At 65.1% G+C, this 25031-nt stretch carries 17 protein-coding genes; 7 read left to right on the top strand and 10 right to left on the bottom strand.

Going from position 1 to position 25031, the window contains the following annotated elements; genetic code table 11:
- Window positions 1-187: 187 nt before the first annotated feature.
- From RHOSA_RS0106915 to galU, 7 genes are all read right to left on the bottom strand, one after another.
- Window positions 188-3385, bottom strand: a complete 3198-nt coding sequence (locus RHOSA_RS0106915; protein ID WP_027288102.1) for an SEL1-like repeat protein — start codon at window positions 3383-3385, stop codon at window positions 188-190.
- A gap of 111 nt (window positions 3386-3496) precedes the next feature.
- Window positions 3497-4960: an alginate lyase family protein gene (locus tag RHOSA_RS21010; RefSeq protein ID WP_169816606.1), complete on the bottom strand. Its 1464-nt coding sequence runs from the start codon at window positions 4958-4960 to the stop codon at window positions 3497-3499.
- Between the two features lie 17 nt (window positions 4961-4977).
- On the bottom strand, window positions 4978-5928 hold the full coding sequence (locus RHOSA_RS24080) for a polysaccharide lyase (protein ID WP_051431896.1): 951 nt from the start codon (window positions 5926-5928) through the stop codon (window positions 4978-4980).
- 8 nt (window positions 5929-5936) lie between these two features.
- A complete protein-coding gene (locus tag RHOSA_RS21000) occupies window positions 5937-7310 on the bottom strand; it encodes a UDP-glucose dehydrogenase family protein (RefSeq protein ID WP_051431895.1) in 1374 nt (457 codons plus the stop codon).
- 126 nt (window positions 7311-7436) lie between these two features.
- Entirely contained in the window at window positions 7437-8942 is a 1506-nt protein-coding gene (locus RHOSA_RS0106895; protein ID WP_027288101.1) for a PilZ domain-containing protein, read from the bottom strand.
- A 71-nt stretch (window positions 8943-9013) separates the two neighbouring features.
- The gene (locus RHOSA_RS20995; protein WP_156092598.1) at window positions 9014-10897 is read right to left on the bottom strand and encodes a glycosyltransferase; all 1884 of its coding nucleotides are present in this window, start codon (window positions 10895-10897) and stop codon (window positions 9014-9016) included.
- 98 nt (window positions 10898-10995) lie between these two features.
- A complete protein-coding gene (gene galU / locus RHOSA_RS20990) occupies window positions 10996-11883 on the bottom strand; it encodes a UTP--glucose-1-phosphate uridylyltransferase GalU (protein ID WP_037255842.1) in 888 nt (295 codons plus the stop codon).
- Between the two features lie 480 nt (window positions 11884-12363).
- Between galU and RHOSA_RS24075 the strand changes: the two genes are divergently transcribed.
- From RHOSA_RS24075 to RHOSA_RS20975, 3 genes are all read left to right on the top strand, one after another.
- Entirely contained in the window at window positions 12364-13089 is a 726-nt protein-coding gene (locus RHOSA_RS24075; RefSeq protein WP_081728544.1) for a peptidoglycan-binding domain-containing protein, read from the top strand.
- A 70-nt stretch (window positions 13090-13159) separates the two neighbouring features.
- Window positions 13160-14128, top strand: coding sequence for a peptidoglycan-binding domain-containing protein (locus tag RHOSA_RS24070; protein WP_027288100.1), 969 nt, complete (start codon window positions 13160-13162; stop codon window positions 14126-14128).
- Between the two features lie 106 nt (window positions 14129-14234).
- Window positions 14235-15545: a phosphoglucose isomerase-related protein gene (locus tag RHOSA_RS20975; RefSeq protein WP_037255840.1), complete on the top strand. Its 1311-nt coding sequence runs from the start codon at window positions 14235-14237 to the stop codon at window positions 15543-15545.
- Between the two features lie 253 nt (window positions 15546-15798).
- Here the strand turns inward: RHOSA_RS20975 and RHOSA_RS0106865 are convergent, their stop codons facing one another.
- Together RHOSA_RS0106865 and RHOSA_RS0106860 are read right to left on the bottom strand one after the other, a co-directional pair.
- On the bottom strand, window positions 15799-16953 hold the full coding sequence (locus RHOSA_RS0106865) for a hypothetical protein (RefSeq protein ID WP_027288099.1): 1155 nt from the start codon (window positions 16951-16953) through the stop codon (window positions 15799-15801).
- A gap of 30 nt (window positions 16954-16983) precedes the next feature.
- Window positions 16984-17490, bottom strand: a complete 507-nt coding sequence (locus RHOSA_RS0106860) for an RNA polymerase sigma factor (protein WP_027288098.1) — start codon at window positions 17488-17490, stop codon at window positions 16984-16986.
- Between the two features lie 634 nt (window positions 17491-18124).
- Between RHOSA_RS0106860 and RHOSA_RS0106855 the strand changes: the two genes are divergently transcribed.
- The 3 genes from RHOSA_RS0106855 to RHOSA_RS24065 all read left to right on the top strand — a co-directional run bounded on the left by RHOSA_RS0106855 (window position 18125) and on the right by RHOSA_RS24065 (window position 22751).
- Window positions 18125-18460, top strand: coding sequence for a hypothetical protein (locus RHOSA_RS0106855; protein ID WP_156092596.1), 336 nt, complete (start codon window positions 18125-18127; stop codon window positions 18458-18460).
- Window positions 18461-18643: 183 nt separating this feature from the next.
- A complete protein-coding gene (locus RHOSA_RS0106850; protein ID WP_156092594.1) occupies window positions 18644-18856 on the top strand; it encodes an anti-sigma factor family protein in 213 nt (70 codons plus the stop codon).
- A 328-nt stretch (window positions 18857-19184) separates the two neighbouring features.
- Window positions 19185-22751 carry a calcium-binding protein gene (locus tag RHOSA_RS24065; RefSeq protein WP_051431893.1) on the top strand — a complete coding sequence of 1189 codons (3567 nt, stop codon included), beginning with the start codon at window positions 19185-19187 and terminating at the stop codon, window positions 22749-22751.
- Between the two features lie 186 nt (window positions 22752-22937).
- Here RHOSA_RS24065 and RHOSA_RS0106840 read toward each other — a convergent pair whose 3' ends face one another.
- Complete coding sequence (locus tag RHOSA_RS0106840; RefSeq protein ID WP_027288095.1) at window positions 22938-24515, bottom strand: OpgD/OpgG family glucan biosynthesis protein; 1578 nt, start codon at window positions 24513-24515, stop codon at window positions 22938-22940.
- Between the two features lie 253 nt (window positions 24516-24768).
- Between RHOSA_RS0106840 and RHOSA_RS0106835 the strand changes: the two genes are divergently transcribed.
- The gene (locus RHOSA_RS0106835) at window positions 24769-24984 is read left to right on the top strand and encodes a hypothetical protein (protein WP_027288094.1); all 216 of its coding nucleotides are present in this window, start codon (window positions 24769-24771) and stop codon (window positions 24982-24984) included.
- Window positions 24985-25031 lie beyond the last annotated feature (47 nt).

Raw genomic sequence — 25031 nt, 5'->3', positions numbered from 1 at the left:
TTGATGAGCGTGCCACCACGGCCCCTTGATCGCCCATGGACGGGAAACACCGCCCCCGTCGTGGCGCTGCGGGACCGAGGCCACGTGCGCGATGTGCGGCCAGGCACACCGGACGACACGGTTGTCTTTCAGAGATGGGTGGGGCCGGTCGCGCCGATTGGGACGCGGCCGGCGGCAGAACTAGCGGCTAGCTGACGTCATTGCCTGGCCCATCCTCGCCGCTGCTGTTGCCAAGGCCTTGCTGCTCGATCGCTCTCGCAACGGCCTGGCCCAGCGCCTCGACGGACGTCTGGGTCTGGGCGTTAAGCACCCGATCGACCCAGAGGATCACCTGGCGTTTCTGCGCCTGCGCCCCCTGGATGTTCAGGTAGGCGCGGGCGAGCGAAACGAAGGCGCCCTGGTGCCCCTTGCGGGCCGCCCGAAGCAGCAGGTCGGCGCCGCGCTCGACGTTACGGTCGGTAACCTCGCCCTTCACCAGGGCGCGGCCGAGCGTGGCCATGGCGTAGGCGTGGCCATCTTCGACGCTCTTTTCCAGAAGTTCGATCGCCTTGGGCACATCCTGCTCGACGCCGTAGCCATCGAGATAGGCGTTGGCGAGCGCCGTCCGCGCGAAGGTGTGGCCACGATCTGCCGCCTTCTTCAGCCAGGCGATCCCTGCGTCCTGATCCTGCGGCAGGCCTTCGCCCAGCAGCTTGGCGCGGCCCAGTTCGACCATCGCACCATCGAGGCCGCGGTTGGCGGCCCGGTTCAACCAGCGCTCCGCCGCCTGCGCGTTGTGCTGCACGCCGCGACCGTCCAGGTAAGCGCGGCCCAATTCCAGCATGGCGTACCGGTGCCCCTTCTGCGCGGCCTTCTGGAGCAGATCCACCCCACGCGCGGGCTGTTGCGGCAGCGCCTTGCCAGCCAGATAGGCGCCGCCAAGCTCTCTCATCGCACCCGCATGGCCGCGCGAGATCGCCTTCTCCAGCCAACGCTTGGCCTTCTCGCCGTTCTGGGGCACGCCCTTGCCATCCAGGTACATCCGGCCGACCGAGAGCATCGAGCCGAGCTGCCCCTTCTCGGCCGCGCGCTCGTGCCATTCGAGTGCCTTGTCGCCGTCCTGCGCCACGCCGGTGCCGTTGGCATAGGCGTCCCCCAGGATCGACATCGCATAGGCGTGGCCCGACTGCGCACTGTCATGCAGCAGGGACAGCGCCCGGTCGGTGTTTCGCTGGACACCGTTGCCGTGCAGATAGGCCTTGGCGATCGCGGTGGTGGCATAGGGGTTGCCCGCTTCCCGCGCCTTGCCAAGCAGCGAGAGCCCCTTCTCGGGACGACGCGGGAAGCCGCCCTCGCCATCCAGGTAGGCACGGCCGAGCGTAACCCGCGCACCGGTCTGCCCCTGATCGGCGGCCTTGGTGAGCCAGCGCTGCGCCTTCTGCGGGTCCGGCTGGACGCCATTGCCTTTCAGGTAAGCGCGCCCGAGCTCGGTCATGGCATAAGCATCGCCAGCGGCAGCCGCTTCCTCGATCAAGGCGATGCCGCGCTCCGGCTCATGCGCCAGCGGCGCCCCTTCCAGATAGGCAGCCCCAAGGGCGACCTTGGCGTTCATATCCCCGCGGGCGACGGCCTTTTCCAGTAGCTGCTTGGCACGCTCGCCGTCCTGTTCGACGCCGTCCCCGTCCAGATACAGCTTGCCAAGCTTGACCAGCCCCGTGGTGTGGCCCTGGTCGGCTGCGCGACCGTACCAATCGGCCGCCTTCTGCAGGTCGGGCTCCACCCCCTGGCCTTCGGCGTAGACATCGCCCATGACCACCATGGCGTAGGTGTCGCCCTTGTTCACCGCTTCGCGCAGCAGCTGCAGCCCGACCGACTGGTTCTGCGCCACCGACCCACGACCTTCCAGGCGCAGTTCGGCAAGCGTGGTGAGCGCACTGGGGTTGCCCTCCTGCGCAGCACGACGCAGCCAGCTGAGCGCGCGCTGCGGGTCTTTCTGGAAGCCGCCCTTGCCCTCCAGGAAGATCTCGGCGATATCGTCGTATGCGTTGACGTAGCCCTGGTCAGCCGCGCGCTGCAGCAGGCCGAACGCCTTGCGCACATCCTGCCGAACGCCGAGTCCCTGATAGTACGCCTCGCCCAGTTTCGCGAGCGCCCGGACCTCGCCTTGATCGGCCGCTTCCTGCAGCAGGGCCACCGCCTTCTCTGGATGCGCCTGAACGCCGCCGCGCCCGGTCAGGTAAAGCTCGGCAAGATCGATGCGGGCGGACTTGTGGCCCTTATCGACCGCCTTGCGCAGCCATTTGGCGGCCTTCGCACCATCCGGCTCAACGCCGGTGCCATCCTGATAGGCGCGGCCGAGCCAAGCCATGGCCCCAAGCTGTCCGTGATCGGCGGCCGTGCGGTACCAATCGAGCGCGGCTTGCGGATCGCGTTCGACGCCGACCCCATCGGCGTACGCCCGGCCAAGTAATTGCATGGCATAGCCGTGGCCTTCGTTCGCCGAATCCCGAAGCATCTCGAACCCCCGCTCCGGGTTCTTGTCGACGCCCTCGCCGGCGACCAAGCGCCAGCCGTACGCGGTCTGCGCATGGGTATGGCCACCTTCGGCAGCCTTGCGTAGCCACGACAGCGCTTTGTCGGAGTTCTGCGGCACCATCTCGCCGTCGCGGTAGCGCCGCCACAGCTCGGCGGTGGCGTAGAGCTTGCCTTCGCGGGACTTCTCTCGAAGGGTCTGCATCGCCGCCTGGATGTATTCCAGGGCCTGGGCGTGATCGACCGGGACACCCTTACCTTCGCGGTACATCTGTGCCAGGCGCATGTAGGCGTCGGCGTCGCCGCCATTGTGGGTGGAGGCTTGTTTGTAGAGTTCGACGGCCTTTTCGTAATCCTGCTCGACACCCAGCCCCTTCTCGTACATCTCGCCAAGCGGCCAGCCGGCCTTGTCGTAAGGGCCGGTGTAGCGGCTGCCCTTGAGGGCGCGCTCAAACAGCTCGCGGGCGCGGGCATAATCCTGCGGCACCGCTTCGCCGTTCATGTACATCCGGCCCAGATAGAAGGAGGCCTGATCGCGGCGCTTGGAGTTCACCGCGATCGCCTTCTTGAAGTAGTCAGCCGCCTTCTCCTTGTCCTGCGTCACGCCATGGCCCTTCAGGTAGGCCTTGCCCAGTTCGTACTGCGCGTGTGGCCACCCTTCGCTGGCGAGGTCGCGGAACACCGGCAGCCCCTGCTCGTAGTTACCGCGATCCATGGCGAGCTGAGCCGCTTCCATCCGGCCTTCCGTCGCCCGGGGCAGCTCGTAGTAGCCCTGCACACGACCGCCGGACGTCGTACAGGCCGCAAGGCTCCCGCTCACCACCGCGATGGCGACAAGCGCACTGACAGATCGCGCCGTATTGGCGTGGGTCATCGAAAAAGCTCCTCCCGGCAAGTCGCGTAAGCGCCGGCGGCGGCTGTGCCTGCACATTCCTTGGACGCGTTGGCTGGGCGCGCGGCGCTGGTCTTGTCCGTACCGACTGGTTTACTGGTCCGGTTGTTCCGACAACTGATCGCTATAGATGTCGGCCCCGGTGGAATGCTTACGCGGCGGCTCCTCACGCAGCGTGCGCTCGCACTGCCGCCGCCACTCGATGTCACGCTTCTGGTGCCAACGCGGATCTTTCGCGCAGCTCTCCGTCTCGCTGACGAAGGCATTCCCGACCTGCACCAAGGTCTGCGAGGTTGCTTCGTTGCTGGGATCCGGCTTGCGGAAATACAGGGTCATGAAGCCACCGGCTGACCGGTTGTAGGTCGGACGGCGCGGGGTCAGCAGCTTCTGCATGCCCTCGTTCGGAAAGTCGCGAATGTAGGTTTCCATCCAGGCAAAATACTGCGGATCGTCCATGAACCAGCGGTTCTGGGAATCGGTGACGTATGGATCGATCTTGGCGGGATGGCGGACCACGTCGACGGCCCAGTTCGCCAAGGTCTTCAACGTGCGGTCCTTCACCTCGACGTCGTAGATGTCATACCCCTGCCGCTGGACGATCTGGGCGATCAGGCTGAGATAGATGTTGGCGTAGTTCTGGTAGTGGACCGCACGCGTACCGCGGGTAAGCTCGCGCGGCAGGCTGCCATCAGGGTTCGCCTCGTGCAGGGCCGAGTAAAGTGCGGCGACCCCGTAGCGAAACAACTCGTCATCGTCCGACACCACGCCGTTGATGGCAGCGTGCAAACCTCGGCGATAGAAGTGGTTGTTGCAGCAGGACGGCCCGTCCGACTTTTTGGAGATATGCTCGCGCGAGACGGCGTTCAGCCAGTCTTCGACCTTCTGCGCCTTCTCCGGCATTTCCCGCGCGGCGAATTCGCTGACCGTCGAATAGGCGAGACCCGCGGCGAACAGCGAGGATTCGATGGCGAACCACGCCTGCGGCGTCGCCTGGGCGAAGGAGAAGGTCATGAAACCACCTTCCCGCGCCCACTTTGCCAGCATCCGGGTCAGGCACCTGGCCGGCTCCGGGTTGCCGGTGACGACCCACCGCCCGGCCAGGCGCGTCACCGCATCCTCGAACGCGAAGAACGGCTGCGCGGCCTGCCGCCACCGTTTGGGTTGCGGATAGAAGCCCGGCAGCTGAATCTTATGCGACATCACCGGCATGTTCATCGCATCGGCGCAGGACTGCGATAGCGACAGCTGTTCGGCCTGCGCCAGCATGGCCGGCGTACCATGGCTCTGGATGAACTGGCGGCGCTGTTCGACGTCGAAGTAGCTCGCGTCGTCGTCGTGCACCTTGTATTGCTCGAGGGGAAAGGCCTCGCGCTCTTTGATCGAGACCAACCCGTCAGCTCCGGTGACCGCGGTCTGACCACGGTTGAACTTGTTACCGTCCTCGGACTGGCGGTCTGGCTGGCTGGTTTCAGCGGTGGCCGTCGGCACACCCAGAGCCGCCTGCACCGTCAGCGCCGCCACAGCGAGCCAGAGCCCCGCATGTCGAGCCGTCGTCACAATGCTTCTGCGGGCGTTCATCCCTCGCCCCGCTGCGGCTGGTAGATCTTGAAGTCTGAGAACGCGGCGCTCTGATCCTTCGGGCTGGCCCACGACTTGTCGCCACCACCGAAGAAGGTCTGGAAGATCAGGCCGTCGATCTTCACGCCCCGATCGGTGCGATAGACCAGCTGCCCCTTGTCGATCACCTGCCGACCGTCGACCCAAACACGCAACCGGCCATTGGCCCTGCCTGGATCATTGAGGACGACCTCCATCTGGATCGCCTGCCATGCTCCCGGCTGGAACTGCCAGGCCCCGCGGCCAATCGACAGGCCATAGTCATCCGGCTTGTTGACGACGTAGGCGTAGGCCTCCCCAGCACCGAGCGACCGCCACATAAGCCGCGCGGAGAAGCCGTTCGTGCCGGTCACCTCATCACCGCCGGTCGGCGCGTTGCCGCCGTAAAGGCCCGGAAGCTTGCCGCCCTTCTTGAAGTAGAAGTCGTCCTGGAAGCGTACATTATAGGTCAGGCAGGCGCGCTCCAGCCCATCGCCGGCGCCGAATTCGGCCACGAAGCCGGCACCACCACGCGGCGCATCGTCGGCCCCCGGGCTATAGGAGCCCTTCGGGTAAACAACCTCCATGGCGGCGCCATCGGGCGAGGAAGTGATCGAGGCGTTTTTCTCGACCCCCCAAACACGGCCCAGCTTGGCCTGTTCGATTGCCTTGTCGAGCGGCTGGCCGGTATCGCCCGGATCGATCCCGAGCCTGGCCGCATCACCGTAACGTTGGGCACAGCCGGCGACCCGCTTGCGCGGGACATAATCGGAATTGGCCGCGTTCGGGAATCCCTTGATCCGATCCTGCTGCCCGTCGGCCGCCTGCCCCTGCGGGGCGCCCACCACCGCGGCAATGGCGAACGCCAGCGCCGCGGCCGGGACCGCAAAGCAGCCGGCTTTATGGAAGAAGCGGGAATGATCGGTCATGGTTTGCCTCACTCGCCTGCCGCCGCGAACCGCGGCATGTCTTCGATCGCTCCAAGATCCGATCCCTGCATCGCCTGGCTGGCCGGACGTCCCACGCTGAAATAGGTGAAGCCGGCATCCAGGACCTGCTGCGGATCGAACAGGTTGCGCAAGTCGATCAGTGTATTGCCGCGCGCCCGCTGGCCGATCTGTACGAGGTCCATCTGCTTGAACTCAGCCCAATCGGTCAGGACGACCACGACATCGGCATTGTGAGCGGCGTCTTCCTTGCCATCGCAGAAATCGACGCCCTCCAGCATCTCGCTGGCGTTGCCCATGCCACCCGGACAGTAGGCGCGCACCTTGGCGCCGTGGCGCTGCAGTTCCGGCACGATGACCAGGCTGGGCGAGGCGCGCATGTCATCGGTGTCGGGCTTGAAGGTCAGGCCAAGCACCGCGACCGTCTTGCCGCGCAGATCGCCGCCGCCGGCGTCGACGATCCGTTCGGCCATGCGGTACTTGCGGTTCTCGTTGGCCTCGATCACGGCATCCACGACCTCCTGGTCGCTGCCGTAATCGCGCGCGACGCTCGCGAAGCCACGCGTGTCCTTCGGGAAGCAGGAGCCGCCATAGCCGGGACCGGCCTTCAGGAAGCTGCTGCCGATCCGCGGGTCTAGGCCGATCGCCTGCGCCACGTCATCGACGTCAGCACCGGCGCGCTCGCACAGGTCGGCGACCTGATTGATGAAAGTGATCTTGGTGGCGAGGAAGCTGTTCGCCGCATACTTCGCGATCTCAGCGCTTTCGCGCACCGTCTCGATCACCGGCGCCCCCTGATCCTTGAGCGGCTGGTAGATCGTCTGCAGGACCTGCCCCGCCCGCGGGCTCGGGACACCCAGCAGCACCCGGTCCGGGTTCATGAAATCGCCGATCGCCTGGCCTTCGCGCAGGAACTCGGGATTGGAAGCGACATCCACATCCGCGTCCGGATTGGTTTCGTGGATCACCCGGGCGACCTCGGCACCGGTGCCGACCGGAACGGTCGACTTGTTGACCACCACCGTGTAGCCGGTCACCGCGTTAGCGATCTCGCGCGCGGCTGCGTAAACCGCCGACAGATCCGGCCGGCCATCGACGTCGCTTGGGGTGCCGACGGCGATGAACACGGCGTCCGCGTCGGCGACGCTGCCCGCCAGGTCGGTGGAAAAGCTGATCCGGCCCGCGGCGAAGTTCCGCGCGACCATCTCTTCCAGGCCGTGCTCGTAGATCGGCATGACGCCGCGCTCCAGCCCGTCGATCTTGTCCGCCTGCTTGTCGATGCAGACCGTCTCGAAACCAAGCTCCGCAAAGCAGACGCCGGACACCAGACCGACATAGCCGGTGCCAATCATCGCGATCTTCATAGCTCTTCCCTGTTATTCATCGGGGTGTTGGGGAGACCCGCACACCGGTTCACTATTCCATCCCGTACCGCGCCCGACCGGCGACCAACGCCGGAACCGGGCGCGGCGGCTGAGCGTGCGGGCACGTTAGTTCTGAGGTTGCGGCTTCTCCGGCAGATCGCCGCGGGCCGCCTGGGCGCTGTCATCGGTCAGCACCTGATCGACCAGACTGCTGGCCACTTCCGTCACCGTGTTGTGGATGGTGCGCAGCGACTGCGGCGTGCCGGAGAAGCTGACGTCGACCGGCGTGCCGACGCCGACTTGGGCAATCTTCTTCTCGGGCGCGATCAGGACCGTCGCCTTACTCAGGTCCTGCCGGACCCACTTGGGGAAGCCGGCGCGCGGACGGTGCTCACCCTCCAGCTTCACCTCGACGACCCGGCCGGTGATCGTCTGCTCCCGATTGGGCAGCTCGATATTGGCCTTCTGGAACCGCTTGATCTCGCGCACTTCGCTCATCGGAATCTGCGCCTCGACCATTACCTTGTCCGGCGAGGCGGGGATCAGCTCGTAGAGCTTGTCGCCGTTGTGCACCCAGGTACCGCCAGCGCCACCGCGGGCCCAGTGTACGATGCAATCGCACGGCGAATAAATCGTATTGCCCTTGTCCTGCTGGTTCAGCGCGGCGATCCGGGCCCGCTGCAGGTTCTTCTTCGAGACCAGCTGTTCGATCCGCTTCTCGATCGTCAGCAGCGTGGCAACGTCGCGCTTGCCGGACGAGCCAGAGCGGTTGGAGTTGGACAGCGAGGCCGCGATCGCCTCCGCCGCGGCATCGCCGCCCTGCTCCCGGGCTTCCCGAAGCTTGGAGATCAGCTGCTTCTGGTATTGGAAGGTCGCCTGCGCGATGGCGAGTTCGGAGACCAGCTCATCGTTGATGATCCGGCCGATCTTCTCGTCCGCCTTCACCCGATCGCCGGGCACGATGCCCATGTCCTTGAACCGGCCACTGCCTGAGGCACGCATGTCCACGCGCGGCGCGGTCGTAGCGGCAAACGGCGAGTCGACGACGAACAGACGCTCGTAAAACGAGGTGCCAGCCAGCAGCAGCAGGGCGACGGCGACCGATGCGACGGCGCCCCAACGCACGAGCGTGCCCAGACCGGACCCGCGTTTGCGGTTCTTCGCCGAATGCGCATGGCCGGTTTTCTTCGCCTTGCGAGCCACCTGACCGTCGGTCGAAACCAACAGCCCATCGATCGAGACCAGCGTGCCGGACAGGTGCGCGGTAATCAGCTTGCGCAACACCTCCAGCTCATCGTCCTCGATCGACGTGATCTCGAACCCGGTGCGCCCCGTGGTGCCGGTGCCGCTCGCCTTGGCGGTGACCGGCAGGTTCACGGTGAAGCCCTTGAACTTGAAGATCAGTTCGGCATGGACGTTGTCGCCCTCATGGAACGACAGTGCCTTGTCGATGCCGAAGCCGTTTAAGGAAACGTCGCGACCGACATAGGTTTTGCCATCGATCTGCGCTTCGAAGGGCAGTTCGACGCGCACATGCTTACGTTGATCGCGGCGCTCGGTGCGGAGGCGGTCGGTCGCCAGCATCGGCTCGGCGCGCTCCTTGCCGTTGGAATGCTTATCGTTGTCGGTCATATCGCGTCCTCGCTCAGTCCTCGGCGTACGGGCTGTGGCAGTGAAAATTCTTTGAAATGCGCGGCGGGGCGTCAGTCACGCGGTACGCGCAGCGTCAGGTGGCGCAGGCGGACCGGAACCGGCCCACCCGTTCGGCAGGCCTGGGACGGCTGCTCCCCCGTGCAGCGCACGCGCTTCCAATCGGTGGCGGTGGAGGCATCGCCATCCGGTAATAGGGTGAGGGTCGTCTGCTTCACGCCGGCACCGCGGATCGCCCGGTCGGGCCGTTGGGACGTCAGGCCACCGTTCAGCGCATAGCGGCCCTCCGGCAGATCGAGCGTGCGCCCGCTCGGCAGATCGTCGAGGATGTTGCGCACCCACATCGTGTCGTTGGTCGCGGCCAGGGGAGAGGCCGTCGCTTCGCGCACGGTCGTGCGCTCGGGCACGGTGAAGAAGCCGGTGTAGAAGAAGATGCCCACCAGAAAGGCCAGCACAGCGGTGGCGTGCACCAGGTTGGAGCCCGCACGCTGCAGCTTGCGCTTTGTGGTGTTTTCCGGCTCGCCGGCGGAGATTTCCTGGCGCGTCCACTTCTGCCGGTTCATCCGGAACGCGACATAGTTCTTCATGATCGCGCCCAGGATCTGGTTGAACAGCAGCAGAAACGGCCAATGCGGAGAGAAGCGGCCGCGCTGCGCCCCCAGAACGGCAGTCAGGATCAGCCGCGTGCCCAAGACCCAGAGGATATAGGCCGCCAGGATGCGCACGTCGTACATGATCGACAGCACGACCGCGACGAGCGGTCCGACAAGGGCGGTCCACATCGTGATCCGCTGGTCGATCAGCGCCCACCAGGCGAACCCGCCGACCCGGCCGGGGCCAAGCGCGATGGCGCGGCCGTTGGTGCGCATCATGTTGCCGAACCAGCGCTTCATCAGCGACGCCGCCGAGGTCGGCAGCCATTTGCCGGGAAGCTCCTCGAAGCCATCAACGCGGGCGTCGGGCACATAGAGCATGTTCCAGCCGTTCTTCAGCAGCCAGAACCAGGTCGACTTGTCGTCGCCGCTCAAGAACTGGAAGCGGCCGAAACGCCAGTGATAGATAGAATCGTGCTCAAGCTGCTCGATAAACGTCTTGTCCGTGGCCAACCGCGCCCGGATGACCGAGAAGCGGCCGGTCAGCACCAGCAGCTTGCGCGACAGCGACAGCGAACTCATCACCAGGTGGCGCTGGGCGAAGCGGACGTCGTACCACTCCTTGGTCCAGGGACCGCCCGTGGTGATGCCCCGGTTGTCGACCGTTACGCCGCCCACATCCGGCATCGACTTGAAGAACGGTAGCGCCTTCTCGAGTGTGCCGCCGTTCAGCCGGCAATCGCCGTCCATGAAGATGCACACCGAGTTCTCGCTCGGCATCCGCCGGGAGATCGCGCGCAGCGCTTCGGCCATCGCCGGGCGCTTGCCGGTGCCGTCCTGGTACATCGTGACCAGTTCGATGTGATCCGGCAGCCCAACGTCCTCGACCACGCGCATCAGGACATCGCGGTCGGACTCGTGGCTGATCGCCGCGATCACCGTGGCCGGCACGCCATAGCGCTTCATCTCGGTCAAAAGCGAGGTGTAGACCGGCCAGGTCACCTCCGGCTCGATCTGATACGAGGTGACGAGCGCGTAGACGTGATCGACCTTGTTGTCGGCGATCGATTCCGCGTCGGCGCGGTATTGCGGGAAGCGCACGCGCCGATAATACAGCGCGCGCACGGCCTGGACCGCCCACCAGGAATAGCGCCAAATCCCGATGATGCCGATCGATAGAATGAACGTACCGGAAGCCGGCAGGAAAACCGATGTCGGCAGGAACAAGACCAGCATCGCGGCCACGTAGACGAGCAGGCCCGTAGCCGCGAACCTGGCCCAGAAGCCGGCGACGGTCGGCACGAAGCGTTCGTCCAGGGTGGCCATCACCTCACGAGGCGACATGGTACTCCACGCGTGCGTTCGCGTCGCCGCGGCCGACTGTTGGCCACGGCGACGACAGGAAAGAATGTCGGGTTTCGGGGGTGAACCAGCCGGCTCGACTAGGCGGCCTGCCGGGCGTTGGGGCTCGTGAGCGCGTGCAGCCTTTCGGCCAGCCCCAGATCAGCGCGCTGCAGGGCGAACGCCACGTTTGCCTCGACGAAGCCGCTTTTATCGCCACAGTCGTAGCGCGTGCCGTCAAACCGGAAGCCATGGAACGGCTGCGTGCCCAGCAGGCGGGCCAGTGCGTCGGTCAACTGAATCTCGCCGCCCGCGCCGGGACCCTGATCGTCGAGCGCCTTCATCACTTCGGGCTGCAGGACGTAGCGGCCGATCACCGCAAGCGTGGACGGCGCCACGTCCGGCTCCGGCTTCTCCACCAAGCCGTTGGCACGCGCCAGCTTCCCGTCTTCACTGATGACGTCGAGCACGCCGTACTTCTTGGTCATCTCACGCGGGACGTCCTGCACGGCGACGAGATTGCCGCCGACCTGATCGTGGACGTCCAGCATCTGACCCAAACAGCCCCGCTCGGCGAGCACCAGATCATCCGGCAGGATCACCGCGAACGGCTGGTCCCCGACCACATGGCGGGCGCACCAGACGGCGTGGCCCAAGCCCTTCGCCTCGTTCTGCCGCACGGCGATCAGACGGCCGCTGTCCAGCTCGGTATTGCGGACCGCGTTGAGTTCCGTCGTTTTACTTTTGTCATTCAGGGTCTGGTCGAGCGACTCGTCGATGTCGAAATGATCCTCCATCGCGGTCTTGCCGCGACCGGTGACCAGCACCACGCGCTCAATACCGGCCTCGAAGGCCTCTTCGACGGCGTATTGGATGACCGGCTTGTCCACCACGGTCATCATCTCCTTCGGCACCGCCTTGCTGGCGGGCAGGCACCGCGTGCCAAGACCGGCGGCCGGGATGACGGCCGTACGAACGCGTTCACTCATCGCAGGAACTCCTTTCCGAGGATGCTGCGTTTTAGTCAATCGAATGATTTGATCTTGCTATCCGACCGCATGGACGCGGCGGCGACTGCGTTATTCCGTTCCGTCATTGAAGGTTAACTCTCGGCCGGTCCGTTTGAGGCCCAACGCGCGGGCTGGAACGGAAACGCCCCGCAGCTCTCGCGAGACGGAACTGCGGGGCGGTCGCCACAAGGCATCCATCGGGGCCGGCATGCCGAGGGTGCTTCATGCCGGTCCCGAGCAACACGGCCCGGCTCAGGGGGGAGAAGCCGGACCTGGGCGGAGCGCCCCAGAGCGTCCTTCAGGAATCTAGAGGGGGGATCCAAAGGTTCCGGGGCGTCCGCTAACGAGATCGACCCGCGATCTTGCCGATTTATTCCCACCCATCAGAGACGCAGCTGCTATGCGCCGCCAAGCCCGGCGCGCGCGGAATAGAAAGCGGCATCTGGCGATTGATTGGGTATGAAACGGCCAGCCGGACAGTCCAAAGCCAAGCGAGCCCATGCCTTGCTCGGGGCCGTGCTTGCCCTGGGTCTCGTAACCTGGGGCGTGGGCGCGGTTTCTCCTGTACCGCCCGCCGCAGCGGGCACGGACGACGTCGCCGCAACGCGCGCCGAGGTAAGGCAAATCCAGAAGCACCTGGACGCCCTTGGCTACGACGCGGGCCCGGTGGATGGTCAGTACGGTCAGACCACCCGCAAGGCAATCATGGCGTTCGAACGGGATCACGACATGCCGGTTATCGGCATGCCCGACCAGGACGTGCGCCAGCGCCTTGCCAAGGCCCTGCAGCGCAAGCGCGCGGAGGATACCGCTCGGGAAGAAGCTGAAGCGGATCAACAAGACGGCCAAAACCGTCAGACAGAGACCGCTCAGGGCGATGACCAACAGACCGGCGATACCGAGATCGCACTGCCCGGCACACGCTGGCGGCTACACCACCCGCAAGGTGAGAACATCGTTCTCGAATTTCGACGCGGCGGCACGATCCAGGCTCCCGCCGGAAGTTGGCGTTGGGAGCGTCAGGATGGCCGTGTGGTGATCCATTACGACAGCGGCAGCCGTCTGAATTCACGCCTGATCGGCAAGCTCCGCGGCCCGCGGCACATGACCGGCTGGGGTCAGGACACGTTTGGCGAACGCTGGCAGTGGTCCGCGGATCGCCTGCCTGACAACAACGACAGCTAGGGGGCGCCTCATGGCTAAGAGCGCACGTCTGACTATGATGGAAGCAAGACATCTCATCCCGGCGGCCGGAATGCTGGTCCTCGCGGCCTGCGCGGCACCAACCGACCCGCCATCGAAGGACCAGACTACCAGCCCCGAAGCGTCCCCACAGAACGTGAGCTATGAGACGTCGAGGGTCCAAACTATCCAGCGCCGCCTGACAGTCCTTGGCTATGATGCCGGGCCGATCGACGGCACCTTTGGCCCGAAGACGCGCGCGGGCATCCGGGCCTTCCAGCGGGATCGCGATCTGAAACCGACCGGCGAGCCAAGCGCCAGCCTGCTGGCCGCGGTCAAGTCAGCGCCCCAGTCCGACAAAAACACCGGACCCAACGCCACGCAGGCCGCTGACAACTCCGACAACCAAGATGGGGCGCGCACACACGACCGTAAGGCCGATACGGCCCCGACCAAGCTGCGCCTCTCCGACAATGCCGTCGAGACGACCGTCGACCGGCCCATCGCACACGCCACGCCTGACGACTCCCCCACCGCAACGAACACGACCTCGCCGGCGCCAACCAATCAGACTCCTGAGAGCGGCCAGGCCACAGCCGATCCCCAGACATCGCCCCGGTCCACCCCCACAGACACCACTCCGGATGCCAAGGCAGATAACGACAACGTCGCTGCTCCTGGGAATAACGCGCCGGCTCAACAGTCGGACCAACGGCAGGCCGATACGGATAAGCAGGCCACGCCGCAGCTGTCCGAAATCGACTTGACCGGAACGCGCTGGCGCCTCAGCGGCGGCCCGAGCCAGTCAATCATCATCACCCTCGGACCGGACGGTCGCGTCGAGGCGCCAGTTGGCAACTGGTCATGGCAACGCGATGGCCGAAAGGTCCGTCTAAGCTTCGATTCCGGCACACGGAGCCGGAGCACGCGCACCGGCAAGCTGGTGGCCCGTGACCGGATCGAGGGCACGGGGCAAGACAGCTTCGGACGCTCCTGGTCATGGCAAGCCCGCCGCATCTCGCAGTCAGCCGCTAACCGCTAGCCACACCATTTCCCCTCACGCCGTTTTCAACAGGGCGCCCCGTGCAGGGCGCCCTGTTTTACGGGTGAGTCGTATCACTCCCAGCCAACCCGAGGTTCGACCCGAGATGGCCAACTCGCTCAATCAAGACCTGTCCGGCGCGATCGCCCAAAACCAAAGCGGCCGCATCACCAACAAGACCCATGAAGACCTGGCCGCACGCGCGGGCCGTGCCGTCGAAGCAATGGCACAGGACTTGGGGAACCCACGTTTGCGCTGCCTGGAAGCGGCGAAGACGACCCATGACCTGGACTCGATCGATTCCATCGCCGAGCGCTATCAGGCCAGCTTCGACGACGTGCTCATCCTGGGCCTCGGCGGTTCTTCGCTGGGCGGCAAAGCCACCGCCGCCCTGGTCGATCAAGGCTTCGGACCGCCGGCCGGCGCCCCGCGCCTGCATTTCATGGAAAACGTCGATCCAGCGACCTTCAAGGCCCTGTGCACCCGGATCGATCTGGCCAAGACCGGTGTGATTGCGATCTCCAAATCCGGCAGCACGGCGGAAACGCTGATGCAACTCGGGATCGTAATGGCGAACCTCGAACTGCACCTCAGCCCCGGGGCGATGAAGGAGCGGATCACCGTCATCACCGAGCCGAAGGACAGCCCGCTCACCCGTCTGGCGAGGCGCTACGGCCTGGCGACCTTGCCCCACGACGAAGACATCGGCGGTCGCTTCGCCGTGCTCTCCAATGTCGGCATGCTGCCCGCGCGTCTGCTCGGCATGAATGTGCGCGAACTGCGCGCCGGCGCGGCCGAGATGCTGAGCGAAACCATGAGCGCCGAACAGCCGGAACTGAGCGCCCCAGCCCAGGGTGCGGCCCTGCAGGTCGGCGCCATGCACGACCTGGGTGTCTCGCAATCCGTGCTGATGGCCTACAGCGACCGGCTCGGCTCGTTCACCCGTTGGTTCCGGCAGCTGTGGGCGGAAAGCCTGGGTAAGAACGGCACCGGTACCACACCGATCGACGCTCTGGGTGCGGTGGACCAGCACAGCCAGCTGCAGCTCTACCTCGACGGACGTCCCGACAAGCTGTTCACGATCCTCCGCGTCACTGGTGAAAGCCCGGGTCCGGCCGCGCCGGCCACGATCCTGGACGACCCGGAAATCGACTACCTGGCCAACACCCGCATGGGCGCGCTACTGGCCGCCGAAGCGCGCGCCACGGTCGAGACACTGCAGCGGAGCGACCGCCCGGTGCGCACGATCGACGTCGCACAGTTGGACGAGATGACCCTGGGCGGGCTGTTCATGCACTTCATGCTGGAGACCGTGATCGCGGCCGACCTGCTGGAGGTTGATCCGTTCACCCAGCCGGCCGTCGAGGACGGCAAGCGCCTGGCGCGCGAATACCTGTCCAATAAATCTGAGGTGTAAGCGTAAGCGCCTGGCCAGTCCGCTGAACCGATTTGATCGGGTCGGGGGGATGCCAACACCGGCTCAAACCGACCCGATCGTGTCCATGGGGGCCGGTCGAGCAGCAGGCAGGACAGCCCCATGCAGGCCGTTCCCGCTTCTGCTGCTGAGCATCTTAGCTGCCCCCATCACACCAAGAATGGGCTGCTACGGCCTGCCCTACACAGAAAGCCGCAGGCGCACGCGCGAACTGCGTACATGCTCGCTTGCCAGCCTAGTCCTCGATCTGGAAGCGAATCTCGACGCGCTTGCCGCCTTCCTCGGTCGCGTCGCGCACGGTGGTGAAGCCGGTCCGCTCTCCCGGCGCCAACGCGCGGGCGTTGGCGAGGAAGGTCCAACGCTGCAGCACCGTGCCGCGGGGGTCGACGATCTGGCCCTTCAAGCCGGGCAACTCGTGCCTTTCATCATCCGCGTTGACCACCTCGCCGCGAATCAGCAGCACGTCGCCCTGCTCCCGCTGGGCGCGGTCGACGCTCATGTCGACGATATGCAGACCTGGCATCATGTTCTCGACCGACTGCGGGTCGGCATTCTCCGGACCTGCGCCATCACTTTGGGCGTTCACGGACCGGTTCTGGGCGCCCGCGTTCTGCCCGCCGGCGTCTTCGCCTGCGCGCCCGGTACGACCATCGGTCGTCTCGGGGCCCTGCAGGCGCTGCTGCTCGACCTCACCCACGGCAGCGGCTTGCGTATCCCGCGCATCGTTCGACATCGACGGGTCCCCGGATCGCGTGGACGCGCCAGCGTCACACGCGCGATACTCAGTCTGCGCGCCAGCGTACCGGTCCAGACAGTGGTTCCGGGCATAGCGCCGGCGATCCAGTTGCCCGGCCTGGACGCCGAAGCGTCCGCTGACGGACTGGCTGGCCGCCGGATCAGCCTCGATGCTGTAAAGTCCTGGCTCGAGCGGGGTTTTAGGCGTGACCCGAACGATATCCAAGCCATTCTCGCGGCCGACGTAGGACAAGGAAATGGGCACCCGATATTCGGCCAACTCCGGTACCGCATACTGCTGCCCCATGGTTGGCTGCACCGATCCGTCGGATTGGATTTCGCTGCGCACCCAGCCGGCGCGGGTTAGGGTCACGTAATCGTCGAACAGCGAGGGGTCCGAGCCCATGCCGCGGTTCGCCACAAGCAGACGAACATTGCCTGGCAGGTTGTTGGCGGACGACCACTGGGCCGCATGGCCGGCAGCCCCCAAGCGAATCAGCCGGCTCTCCTCCCCACGCGTCTTGGCGTAAATGCCGGATTGTCCCGGCAAGGTCTTTTCCGAACCGGCACAGCCGGCCAGCACCAGAGCTGGGGCCAGGAGGGCGCAGGCAAGCGTTGGGACGCGACGCCCCGTGCGACGATGGGTCTCGAACATGGCTAGTCCTTTGTTGGCAGCGCCTCGGGTTCAGGTGCGTCCGGAACCCGGGCGGCGATCAGTTGACATGAGTTCACGCAGGCGTTGCCGACCGCGGTTAAGCCGGGACATCACGGTGCCGATCGGCAGGCCGAGCGCTTCCGCGGCCTCGCGGTAGGCCATGCCTTCCATGCCCACGAGGAGAACCACCTGACGCTGGCTTTCCGGCAGCTGGCGCAGAGCCTGGCCGAGTTGCCGGCACTCCACGGTGGACTCCTGGGATGCGGCGGAGGGGAGTTGAGGCCCCTCGTCATCGATCGTCACCTGGGTCCCTGCTCGCTTCGACTTGAGGGCCTGGTCGGTTCGCACATTGTGAAGAATGGTGAAAAGGTACGCCCGAACGTCCTTGATCTCCCGACCGTCCGAGCAGTAATAAATCGCGCGCTTCACAGCCTCCTGTACCAGATCGTCGGCATCGGCCGTGTTGCCCACCAGCGCACAGGCATACCGTCTAAGCGACTTGAGGTGCGCCTCGACCTCGTCCTGGACGCCTGGCATGTGGTGCCTCCTTAAATGGCTCGTGTGCATGCTGCTTGATCTGCATCAAGGCACCCATGAATGTAGTTATTGCAGCGCATCCAACCAAATATTGGCAGCGTGTCATACTTATAGACAGCCTGACACATTCCATGTCATTGCCGTGATGCCTCGGTGTGACAACTTGTGACGATGTTACCGGCAAATCCTCTAACAGCCAATCATATCATATAAGCTTGTGCACCCTACTTCTATCGATGCACGTGTCTTCCTCGGACAGATTTCTTAAAGTATACACAGGGCGTTTAGTGTTGACTGGACATAATAGAACATTATTCCAGCGTCACACACATGTCTGCGCCACCAACGCGCTATACGCGCATTTCCGACCCGTTGTTAACCAGAACCGACACAGTTTAACTGTGCCAAATCGTTCGTATTAGTCTTTCTTTTACGCAAACCAGGCTATGAGACCACAGCGCTCGCGCGAAGAATTACCTAGGTTAAGTTGTCGTGGAATACCGGGCAGACTGTGAAGGTCGTATGACTGACAGCCAAGGACCAGCAGCCCATGATCGATGGCGCGAGAACGTCCGTGCCGGCTGCCTGGACCCCTGATACGGGACACGAAAAACCCTGGGGAGAGACGGTTTTGGTGAGAAAGCTCGGTTGGTGGAACCTCGCGATCATCCTCGGCGTGATGGTCGGTGTGGTCACCCTGGCCTACGCGAACGCCGGCGACTCCGAGGATATGGGTCGGATCGGCAACCTGGGCGGTACGGAGCAGATCGTCGCCTTCTGGATCGAGCGGCTGCTGATCGAAGGCGGGATGATCCTGGCTTTGATCTACGGCATGCCGGCCCTCGTTACAGGCGCGGTCGCCGCCGTGCGCCGCAGCTGGTCACAACGCGTGTTCGCCACCGGCGTGGTGTGCGTCTTCGGCCTCTATGCCGGGCTCGTTGCGCTTGCCGCGACCACGGGCTTGGTCTGAGCTGATGGGCACACGTTGGTTGCCGTGTCCGTTCGTTTACATCATCGCCGGGGATGTTACACCCTCGGCACACGTGAGTATGAGTCGCGCCCGGCTTGAAGCCGGCGCCAACTAGAGGCTTGCGACACAATGACTCGACGGCGGGACGTAAACGCATCGAAGTACAAGGCCGACATGCCAGCTGTGAGCGAAGAAGAGCTCAACGCCTTTGTTGACGGCGAACTCGATCCGGCACGCCTGGAGGAGGTCACGGCGCTCATCGAGCAGGACACGGCCTTGCAGAAGCGGATCGCTGAGTTGAAGCAAATCAACGATCGGCTGAAGACGTTTGGACGCGAGCACGACAACGACGAGCTGCCACCGCGGATTCGTTCGCTCGTAGACAGCTGGTTATAGGGTAGCCACGCAAGGCAGGCGGCCCCTTTGCCAGGGGCGGAGCATATCTTTCAAACCTGACGTGATGTGACTCCCCGCCGGCCACCGCCGGTCGATGGGCTGTATTGGTATTGGTGCGCATGCACGCACCCACAGAAAATAACAAAAAACTGTTACAAGATAATATGGATAACATATTTCCAGTTTCACTCCTTAAATTTGAGAAAAAGACGACAGAACCCGAACATACTTCTCAGTGATTCCCGTTTTTTAAGAATTCGGCCTTATAGATCCGGAGGCGAAAGCAGGAAACCTGCTCAAACGTCACCGATCTCTGGCCGAGGTTACCATGACGACATACGACTGGTCCGACGGGCACATCACGCTCGCAAGCGGCGCCGACAGCCACGATCTGCAAGCCGCGATCGATAGCGCCCCAGAAGGCGGCACGATCTATCTGCAAGCCGGCAATTACACCCTGGATCACCCGCTTTCGATCCATACCGACGGCATTTCGCTGGTCGGCGCGGGCGCGGGCGAAACGGTGTTCGAGGTGGATCACAGCTCGGGTTGGACGGGCGATGTCATCTCGGTAGCCGGGGAATGGCCGTGGCAGGATGTCCAGCTCCAGGCCAGCGCTCAGGCAGGCGACACGAGCCTGCAGCTCGGCAAAGGTCCAGAACTCGCCGCTGGGGACTGGCTGTGGATCGAGGCGGAGAACACCGAGGCTTATCTCGACAGCATCGGTGATACCGCATGGCGCGAGGACAAGCCGCTGCGCACCAGCATGGTCCAGGTGAAAGAGGTCACCGATACAGGCGTGACCCTTGAAAACGGCCTCCATTTCGACTTTCCAGAAGACGAGACCACGGTCGAGAAATTTGACCCGATCCAAGACGTGACGCTGTCCGGCTTCTCGATGGCCTACAACCTCGGCACCCCCGATGGCGGCACGTTCGAGAACACGCTCGGGGCCTATACCCGCGACAGCGCGGTGCACATCGCCCACGCGGTCGGCGCGACGGTAAATGATATCGCAGTAAGCGACGCAGCCAGCAGCGCGTTCACGTTCCTCTACAGCGCCGACGTCGCGGCCAACGGCCTCATGTCGGATGGAACCCACAACAAGGGTAGCGGCGGCAACGGCTACGGCGTGCACCTGCAAGGCGTCTACGACAGCACCTTCACCGGCATCGACAGCACCGACATGCGCCACGCCGTGGTATTCGGCTCCTGGTATTCCAACGTCGGCAACCAGATCGAGGTCGAGGCCACCAACCGCGACATCAACTTCCATGGGGGACGCGACCACGACAACACCGTCCTGGTTCACAGCTCCGACCGCAATGCGGCGACCGACGGTCTCTCCCCGGTGGTCTATTACAATACCGAGGGCGCGAGCTGGGGCGCACCGACCGACATCTCGACCAACAAGGTGATGTTCGACTGGGTCGAGGGCAGCGTGCGTGACGACGTCGTGCAGGCGAGCGACATCGGAGCCTATATCGATGGCCGCAGCGGCGACGACGTCCTGATCGGCGGACGTGGGGCCGATCGGCTGCTCGGCGGTAACGACGACGATACGCTTGAAGGCGGCGATGCAGCCGACGTGCTCGATGGCGGCGACGGGGACGACCTGCTCAAGGGCGGCTTCGATGCCGACCTCCTGGCGGGCGGCCGGGGCAGCGACCGGCTGCGCGGCGGCACCGGCCAGGACACGCTGCTGGGCGGCGCGGGCGACGACATATTGGAAGGCCAGGCCCACGGCGACGAGCTCACAGGCGGCGCGGGCGACGATCTGCTCAAGGGCGGCGACAGCTGGGACATCGCGCACTATTCGGGCAGCCGCGAGGACACGGTGTTCATTCAGTACGACGACGGCCGGACCCTCGCGTTCGGACCGGACGGGCTGGATACGCTGTACGGCATCGAAAAGATCGTGTTCGCCAACGGCGATTCGACCACCCTCCCCTACCTCGTCGTCGACGCCGACACGCTGGACGTGCGCTTCGGCACCGACAGCAGCGACAGCTACACGGTCGATGACGTCGACACCCTGATCTTGGAGCAGGCCGGCGGCGGCTGGGACCATGTCGACCTATCGGTCAGTTGGACGCTGAACCGGCACCTGGAGTCCGTCACCCTGACCCGCGCGGGGGACCAGGATCTGACGGCCAACAACAGCCGCAACGTGCTGCGCGGGAACGAGCACGACAACGTGATCCACGCCCTGGCAGGCGACGATCAGGTCTACGGCTACAACGGCGACGACGACCTGTCGGGCGGCCGGGGCAACGACACACTTTATGGCGGCGGCGGCGCCGACAGGCTGGAAGGCGGCGGCGGCCGCGACACGCTGAAAGGCCATGACGGGGCGGATACCTTCGTCGTCGCCGCGACAGCAGACAGCCCGGTCGACGCGCCCGACCTGATCTATGACTTCACGGTCAGCGAAGGCGACCGCCTCGACCTGTCCGGCATCGACGCCGACACCAGGACCACCGGCGCGCAGGACTTCACCTACATCGCCGGCACGGCGTTCACGGGCCAGGCAGGCCAGCTGCGCATGGCCGACGGCGTCGTCGAAGGCGATCTCGATGGTGACGGTGCCGCAGACATCGCTATCGATCTGAATGGCCATGCGACCTTCGCGCCGGGAACGAAAACCTTCCTTGGCGTGGCGGAGCATCTGCTGATCGGCACGGACGGCGCGGATGTCCTGGATGTCGATGCCGCGAATGTGCGTGTCGACGCGCGCGGCGGTTTCGATACGCTGCGCAGCTATGTCGACTTGCAGCAGCCAGCTTCGGTCGAACGGGTCGACCTTCAGGGTAGAGCCGACCTCCGCGCAACCGGCCGGGATCTGGACGACATGATTCTGGGCAACTCAGGAGATAATACCCTGATCGGTCTGGGCGGCGGCGACCTGCTGACCGGGGGCGGGGGCAGCGACCGCTTCGTACTGACCGCCTCCAGCGACAGCACGGCCGACAACCCGGACACGATCACCGACTTCAACCTGTACGAGGACCTCCTCGTGCTCGACCTTGATGCGGATGCGACCGAAGACGGTGGCCAGGGCTTCACCTGGATCGCCGGCAACGGTTTTTCAGGGGCGGCCGGCGAACTACGCTTCGAAGACGACCGCCTGTCGGGCGACCTGGACGGCAACGGAACCGAAGACCTCGCGATCGTGCTGGACGGCATCAGCGACACGGATGCCGTGGTTCGGGCGATCGACGGCGTGCGCGGCCTGACCTTCACGGGCACGGACGGCGATGACACCTACCGCCTGGTCGACGACTCGCACGACATCCAGGAGGTCGAGGATGGCGGCTGGGACAAGGTCGACAGCTGGATCAGCTACACCCTCGACGACCATGTCGAGCAGCTGCAATTGCAGGGCACCGCACAGACCGCCAACGGCACCGAGACGCGCAATGTCCTGATCGGCAACGATGTCGATAACGTGCTGCGCGGCGAGGACGGTGGCGATTCACTGTACGGGCGCGGTGGCGGCGACCGCCTCTACGGCGGCGCGGGCGACGACGAAATGGACGGCGGCGGCGGCGACGACATCCTGATGGGCGGCGGCGGCCACGACACGATGTACGGCGGCTCCGGCGCGGACGAGTTCGAGTTCACCCAATGGGACCTGGGCGAGACGGACACGATCGCGGAGTTCCTACGCTCCGAAGGCGACTGGATCGACCTCGCCCGGATCGACGCCGATGCCCACGCCGAGGGCAACCAGGCCTTCACCTTCGTCGGCACCGACACCTTCAGCGGCACCGCCGGCGAACTGCGCTTCGCCCACGGTGAGCTGCAGGGCGACGTCACCGGCGATGGCCTTGCCGAGCTACAGGTCGCACTGCCGAACACCACGACGATGTTCGCCGACGACTTCCTGCTGTAAGGCGCGGCCGGCGCCTGCGCAAAAAAAGCCCCGTGGGTCGCGACCGGCCCACGGGGCTTCGAGTTGGATGCCTGTCCCGCGGCCCGATTGGCAGGACCGCGGGCCTGGGAGGCTTCCACAGGGAGGATCCGGTCTCGGGCGTTGATCGCCCATTGACCCCGCCATCACGCTCCTGACGAGAGGGAATCAGGAGCGCGACTCATCCCAGCGCACCGGGTTCCACCGGTACAGCCAGGTTTCGCTCAAGGCCGCGCCATCCAGGCTCAGGAAACAGCGCAGGTCGACGTCCTCGTCGCCATCGGCCTTCATGTCGAATTCAACACGCCAGTTGCCCGTTTTCTCGATCCGGAAGACGTGCTGATTGTAGGTCTCGCCGCGCGAGGTCTTGACCACCGCCGTCGGGTGACGGTCAGGCGCGAGCATCGGCAGATCGCCACCGGCGAAGTCGATCACGAACTTGGTGCCGCTGTTACGTCCACCGGGCTTCCCACCGCGGCCAAGCCGCGTTGCCACCACGCGCGCGCCGCTGGGACCGGGCACCGGCGGCCTGGAGCCCCAGCGCTGGCGATAGGTGAAGCGGTGGCCTTCGCCAGGCTTCAGCGGGCTGTCCGGCTTCCAGTAGGCGATGATGTTATCCAGCGTCTCCTGACTGGTCGGCAGTTCGACGAGTTCGACCGCGCCCTTGCCCCATGCCTCGCCGGGCTCGATCCACAGGTTCGGGCGGTCTTCGTAGTTGGCGCCCGGATCCTGATAGTGGTCGAACGCGCGGTCCCGCTGGCACAGACCGAAACCACGCGGGTTTTCATCCACAAAGCTGCTCACCCGCGGATCGTGCGGATTTGTCAGCGGCCGCCAGATCCATTCGCCATTGCCGCGGTGAACCTGCACGCCGTCGCTGTCATGCGCTTCGGAGCGGTAGATTCGCCGGCCGACGTAGTCGTTCTCGCCGTAAGCGTACATCGAAGTCAGGGGCGCGATGCCCACCCGGGAAAGCTCGCGGCGCGGGAAGATCAGCGCGTCGACATTCACCTCCGTCGTCGCACCCGGCCAGATGTCGAAGCTGTAAGCACCGGTGACGCTCTCGCCGTCCATCAACGCATGCACGCGCACATGCTGCTGGTTCTCCCCAGGGCGCTCCAGCCAGAAATCCGTGAAGCGCGGAAACTCCTCGGAGCCGATGTCCGTCGTATCGATCGCGATGCCCCGGGCGGAGATGCCGTACTGCATCGTCTGCCCGACCGCCCGGAAGTAGGTCGCGCCGAGGAACGACACCACGTCCCGTTGCCAATTCAGGTGGTGGAAGAGGTGTACGCCGGCGTGGCCGATGTTCTCGCCCACCTGCTGTTTCAGCTCGTCGTTGGGATAGCTGTAGTCCGCCTTGTCGAACGGAATCGGCCGGGCGGTACCGTCAACAACCTCGTACAGGCTGACGGGCTGGCGGTAGTACAGGCCGGGATGAAAGAACCGCGCACGGAAGGCTCGCGCGCGGTCGGCCCACAGCGCGCGGTCCGGACGGTAGCCGATCGCCTTGTAAGTGCGCCGCTTCATCTCCGGCAGCTGCGACTCCGGAATCTCGGGCACGGGATCGTAGCTACTCTCCGCCAGCTTGCGGGCCATGTCCTCCAGGCGCGCGCGGTCGAACGGCTGGCCGTTCGCGTTATCCCCGCCCTGTTCCGCCGCGACCGCCGAGGACACCCCGGACGGCAGGAACCCGGCAGCTACGAGCGTCCCCAAGGCCGTTTCCAGGAACCGACGCCTTTCCACGTGCGATCCTCCCATCCGGTTGATCCGATCGCTCGCCCCGCCACGGCATGGCACGTCACGGCAAGCCTTAACACTCTCTCAACTCTGTTAATCTTATGCCGGTCGGGGAAGTGACCGCTTTGTGGGCCATACGCGCCCTCGCTGTCACACCCCGACACCGCCCATTTCGCAGGGCCATGCCGTCCCACGCCGATGGCCGACGGTGTGCTAGACTGAGACTGGGCGGCGCACGCCCTGGCAAAAGGAAAGTTGGATGGCGCAGCCCCGGATCATGGACCGCTCCTACGTGCACCCCTCCGGGGGCCGGCCGGGGACCTGGGTCGCTTGGCGCGACCTTTACGCCGGCACGCTGCAGCATCCCGACCGGCCCGGTGCCTTCGCCTACGCCGGCAACTACGACCGGGAGGCGGATGCCTGGGCCGCCGTCGGCAAGACACCGCCGGCAGACAACCAGGAAACCGCGACATGAGGCGACCGACACACGCGCGGCGCGCAAATTCCGTTGCGGGGTGACAG

Source organism: Rhodovibrio salinarum DSM 9154, from assembly GCF_000515255.1.
Classification (GTDB): Bacteria; Pseudomonadota; Alphaproteobacteria; order Kiloniellales; family Rhodovibrionaceae; genus Rhodovibrio; species Rhodovibrio salinarum.
The sequence above is the reverse complement of the archived record's forward strand: the minus strand, read 5'-3'. Positions and strand labels throughout refer to the sequence as shown.

What these genes read in the sequence shown, in the direction of transcription:
- galU (WP_037255842.1), bottom strand. Translation starts at nt 11,883, where the DNA reads ATGAGTGAACGCGTTCGTACGGCCGTCATCCCGGCCGCCGGTCTTGGC.
- RHOSA_RS24070 (WP_027288100.1), top strand. Translation starts at nt 13,160, where the DNA reads ATGCTGGTCCTCGCGGCCTGCGCGGCACCAACCGACCCGCCATCGAAG.
- RHOSA_RS21000 (WP_051431895.1), bottom strand. Translation starts at nt 7,310, where the DNA reads ATGAAGATCGCGATGATTGGCACCGGCTATGTCGGTCTGGTGTCCGGC.
- RHOSA_RS0106895 (WP_027288101.1), bottom strand. Translation starts at nt 8,942, where the DNA reads ATGACCGACAACGATAAGCATTCCAACGGCAAGGAGCGCGCCGAGCCG.
- RHOSA_RS0106865 (WP_027288099.1), bottom strand. Translation starts at nt 16,953, where the DNA reads ATGTTCGAGACCCATCGTCGCACGGGGCGTCGCGTCCCAACGCTTGCC.
- RHOSA_RS0106860 (WP_027288098.1), bottom strand. Translation starts at nt 17,490, where the DNA reads ATGCCAGGCGTCCAGGACGAGGTCGAGGCGCACCTCAAGTCGCTTAGA.
- RHOSA_RS20995 (WP_156092598.1), bottom strand. Translation starts at nt 10,897, where the DNA reads ATGTCGCCTCGTGAGGTGATGGCCACCCTGGACGAACGCTTCGTGCCG.
- RHOSA_RS0106915 (WP_027288102.1), bottom strand. Translation starts at nt 3,385, where the DNA reads ATGACCCACGCCAATACGGCGCGATCTGTCAGTGCGCTTGTCGCCATC.
- RHOSA_RS20975 (WP_037255840.1), top strand. Translation starts at nt 14,235, where the DNA reads ATGGCCAACTCGCTCAATCAAGACCTGTCCGGCGCGATCGCCCAAAAC.
- RHOSA_RS24065 (WP_051431893.1), top strand. Translation starts at nt 19,185, where the DNA reads ATGACGACATACGACTGGTCCGACGGGCACATCACGCTCGCAAGCGGC.
- RHOSA_RS24080 (WP_051431896.1), bottom strand. Translation starts at nt 5,928, where the DNA reads ATGACCGATCATTCCCGCTTCTTCCATAAAGCCGGCTGCTTTGCGGTC.
- RHOSA_RS0106835 (WP_027288094.1), top strand. Translation starts at nt 24,769, where the DNA reads ATGGCGCAGCCCCGGATCATGGACCGCTCCTACGTGCACCCCTCCGGG.
- RHOSA_RS24075 (WP_081728544.1), top strand. Translation starts at nt 12,364, where the DNA reads ATGAAACGGCCAGCCGGACAGTCCAAAGCCAAGCGAGCCCATGCCTTG.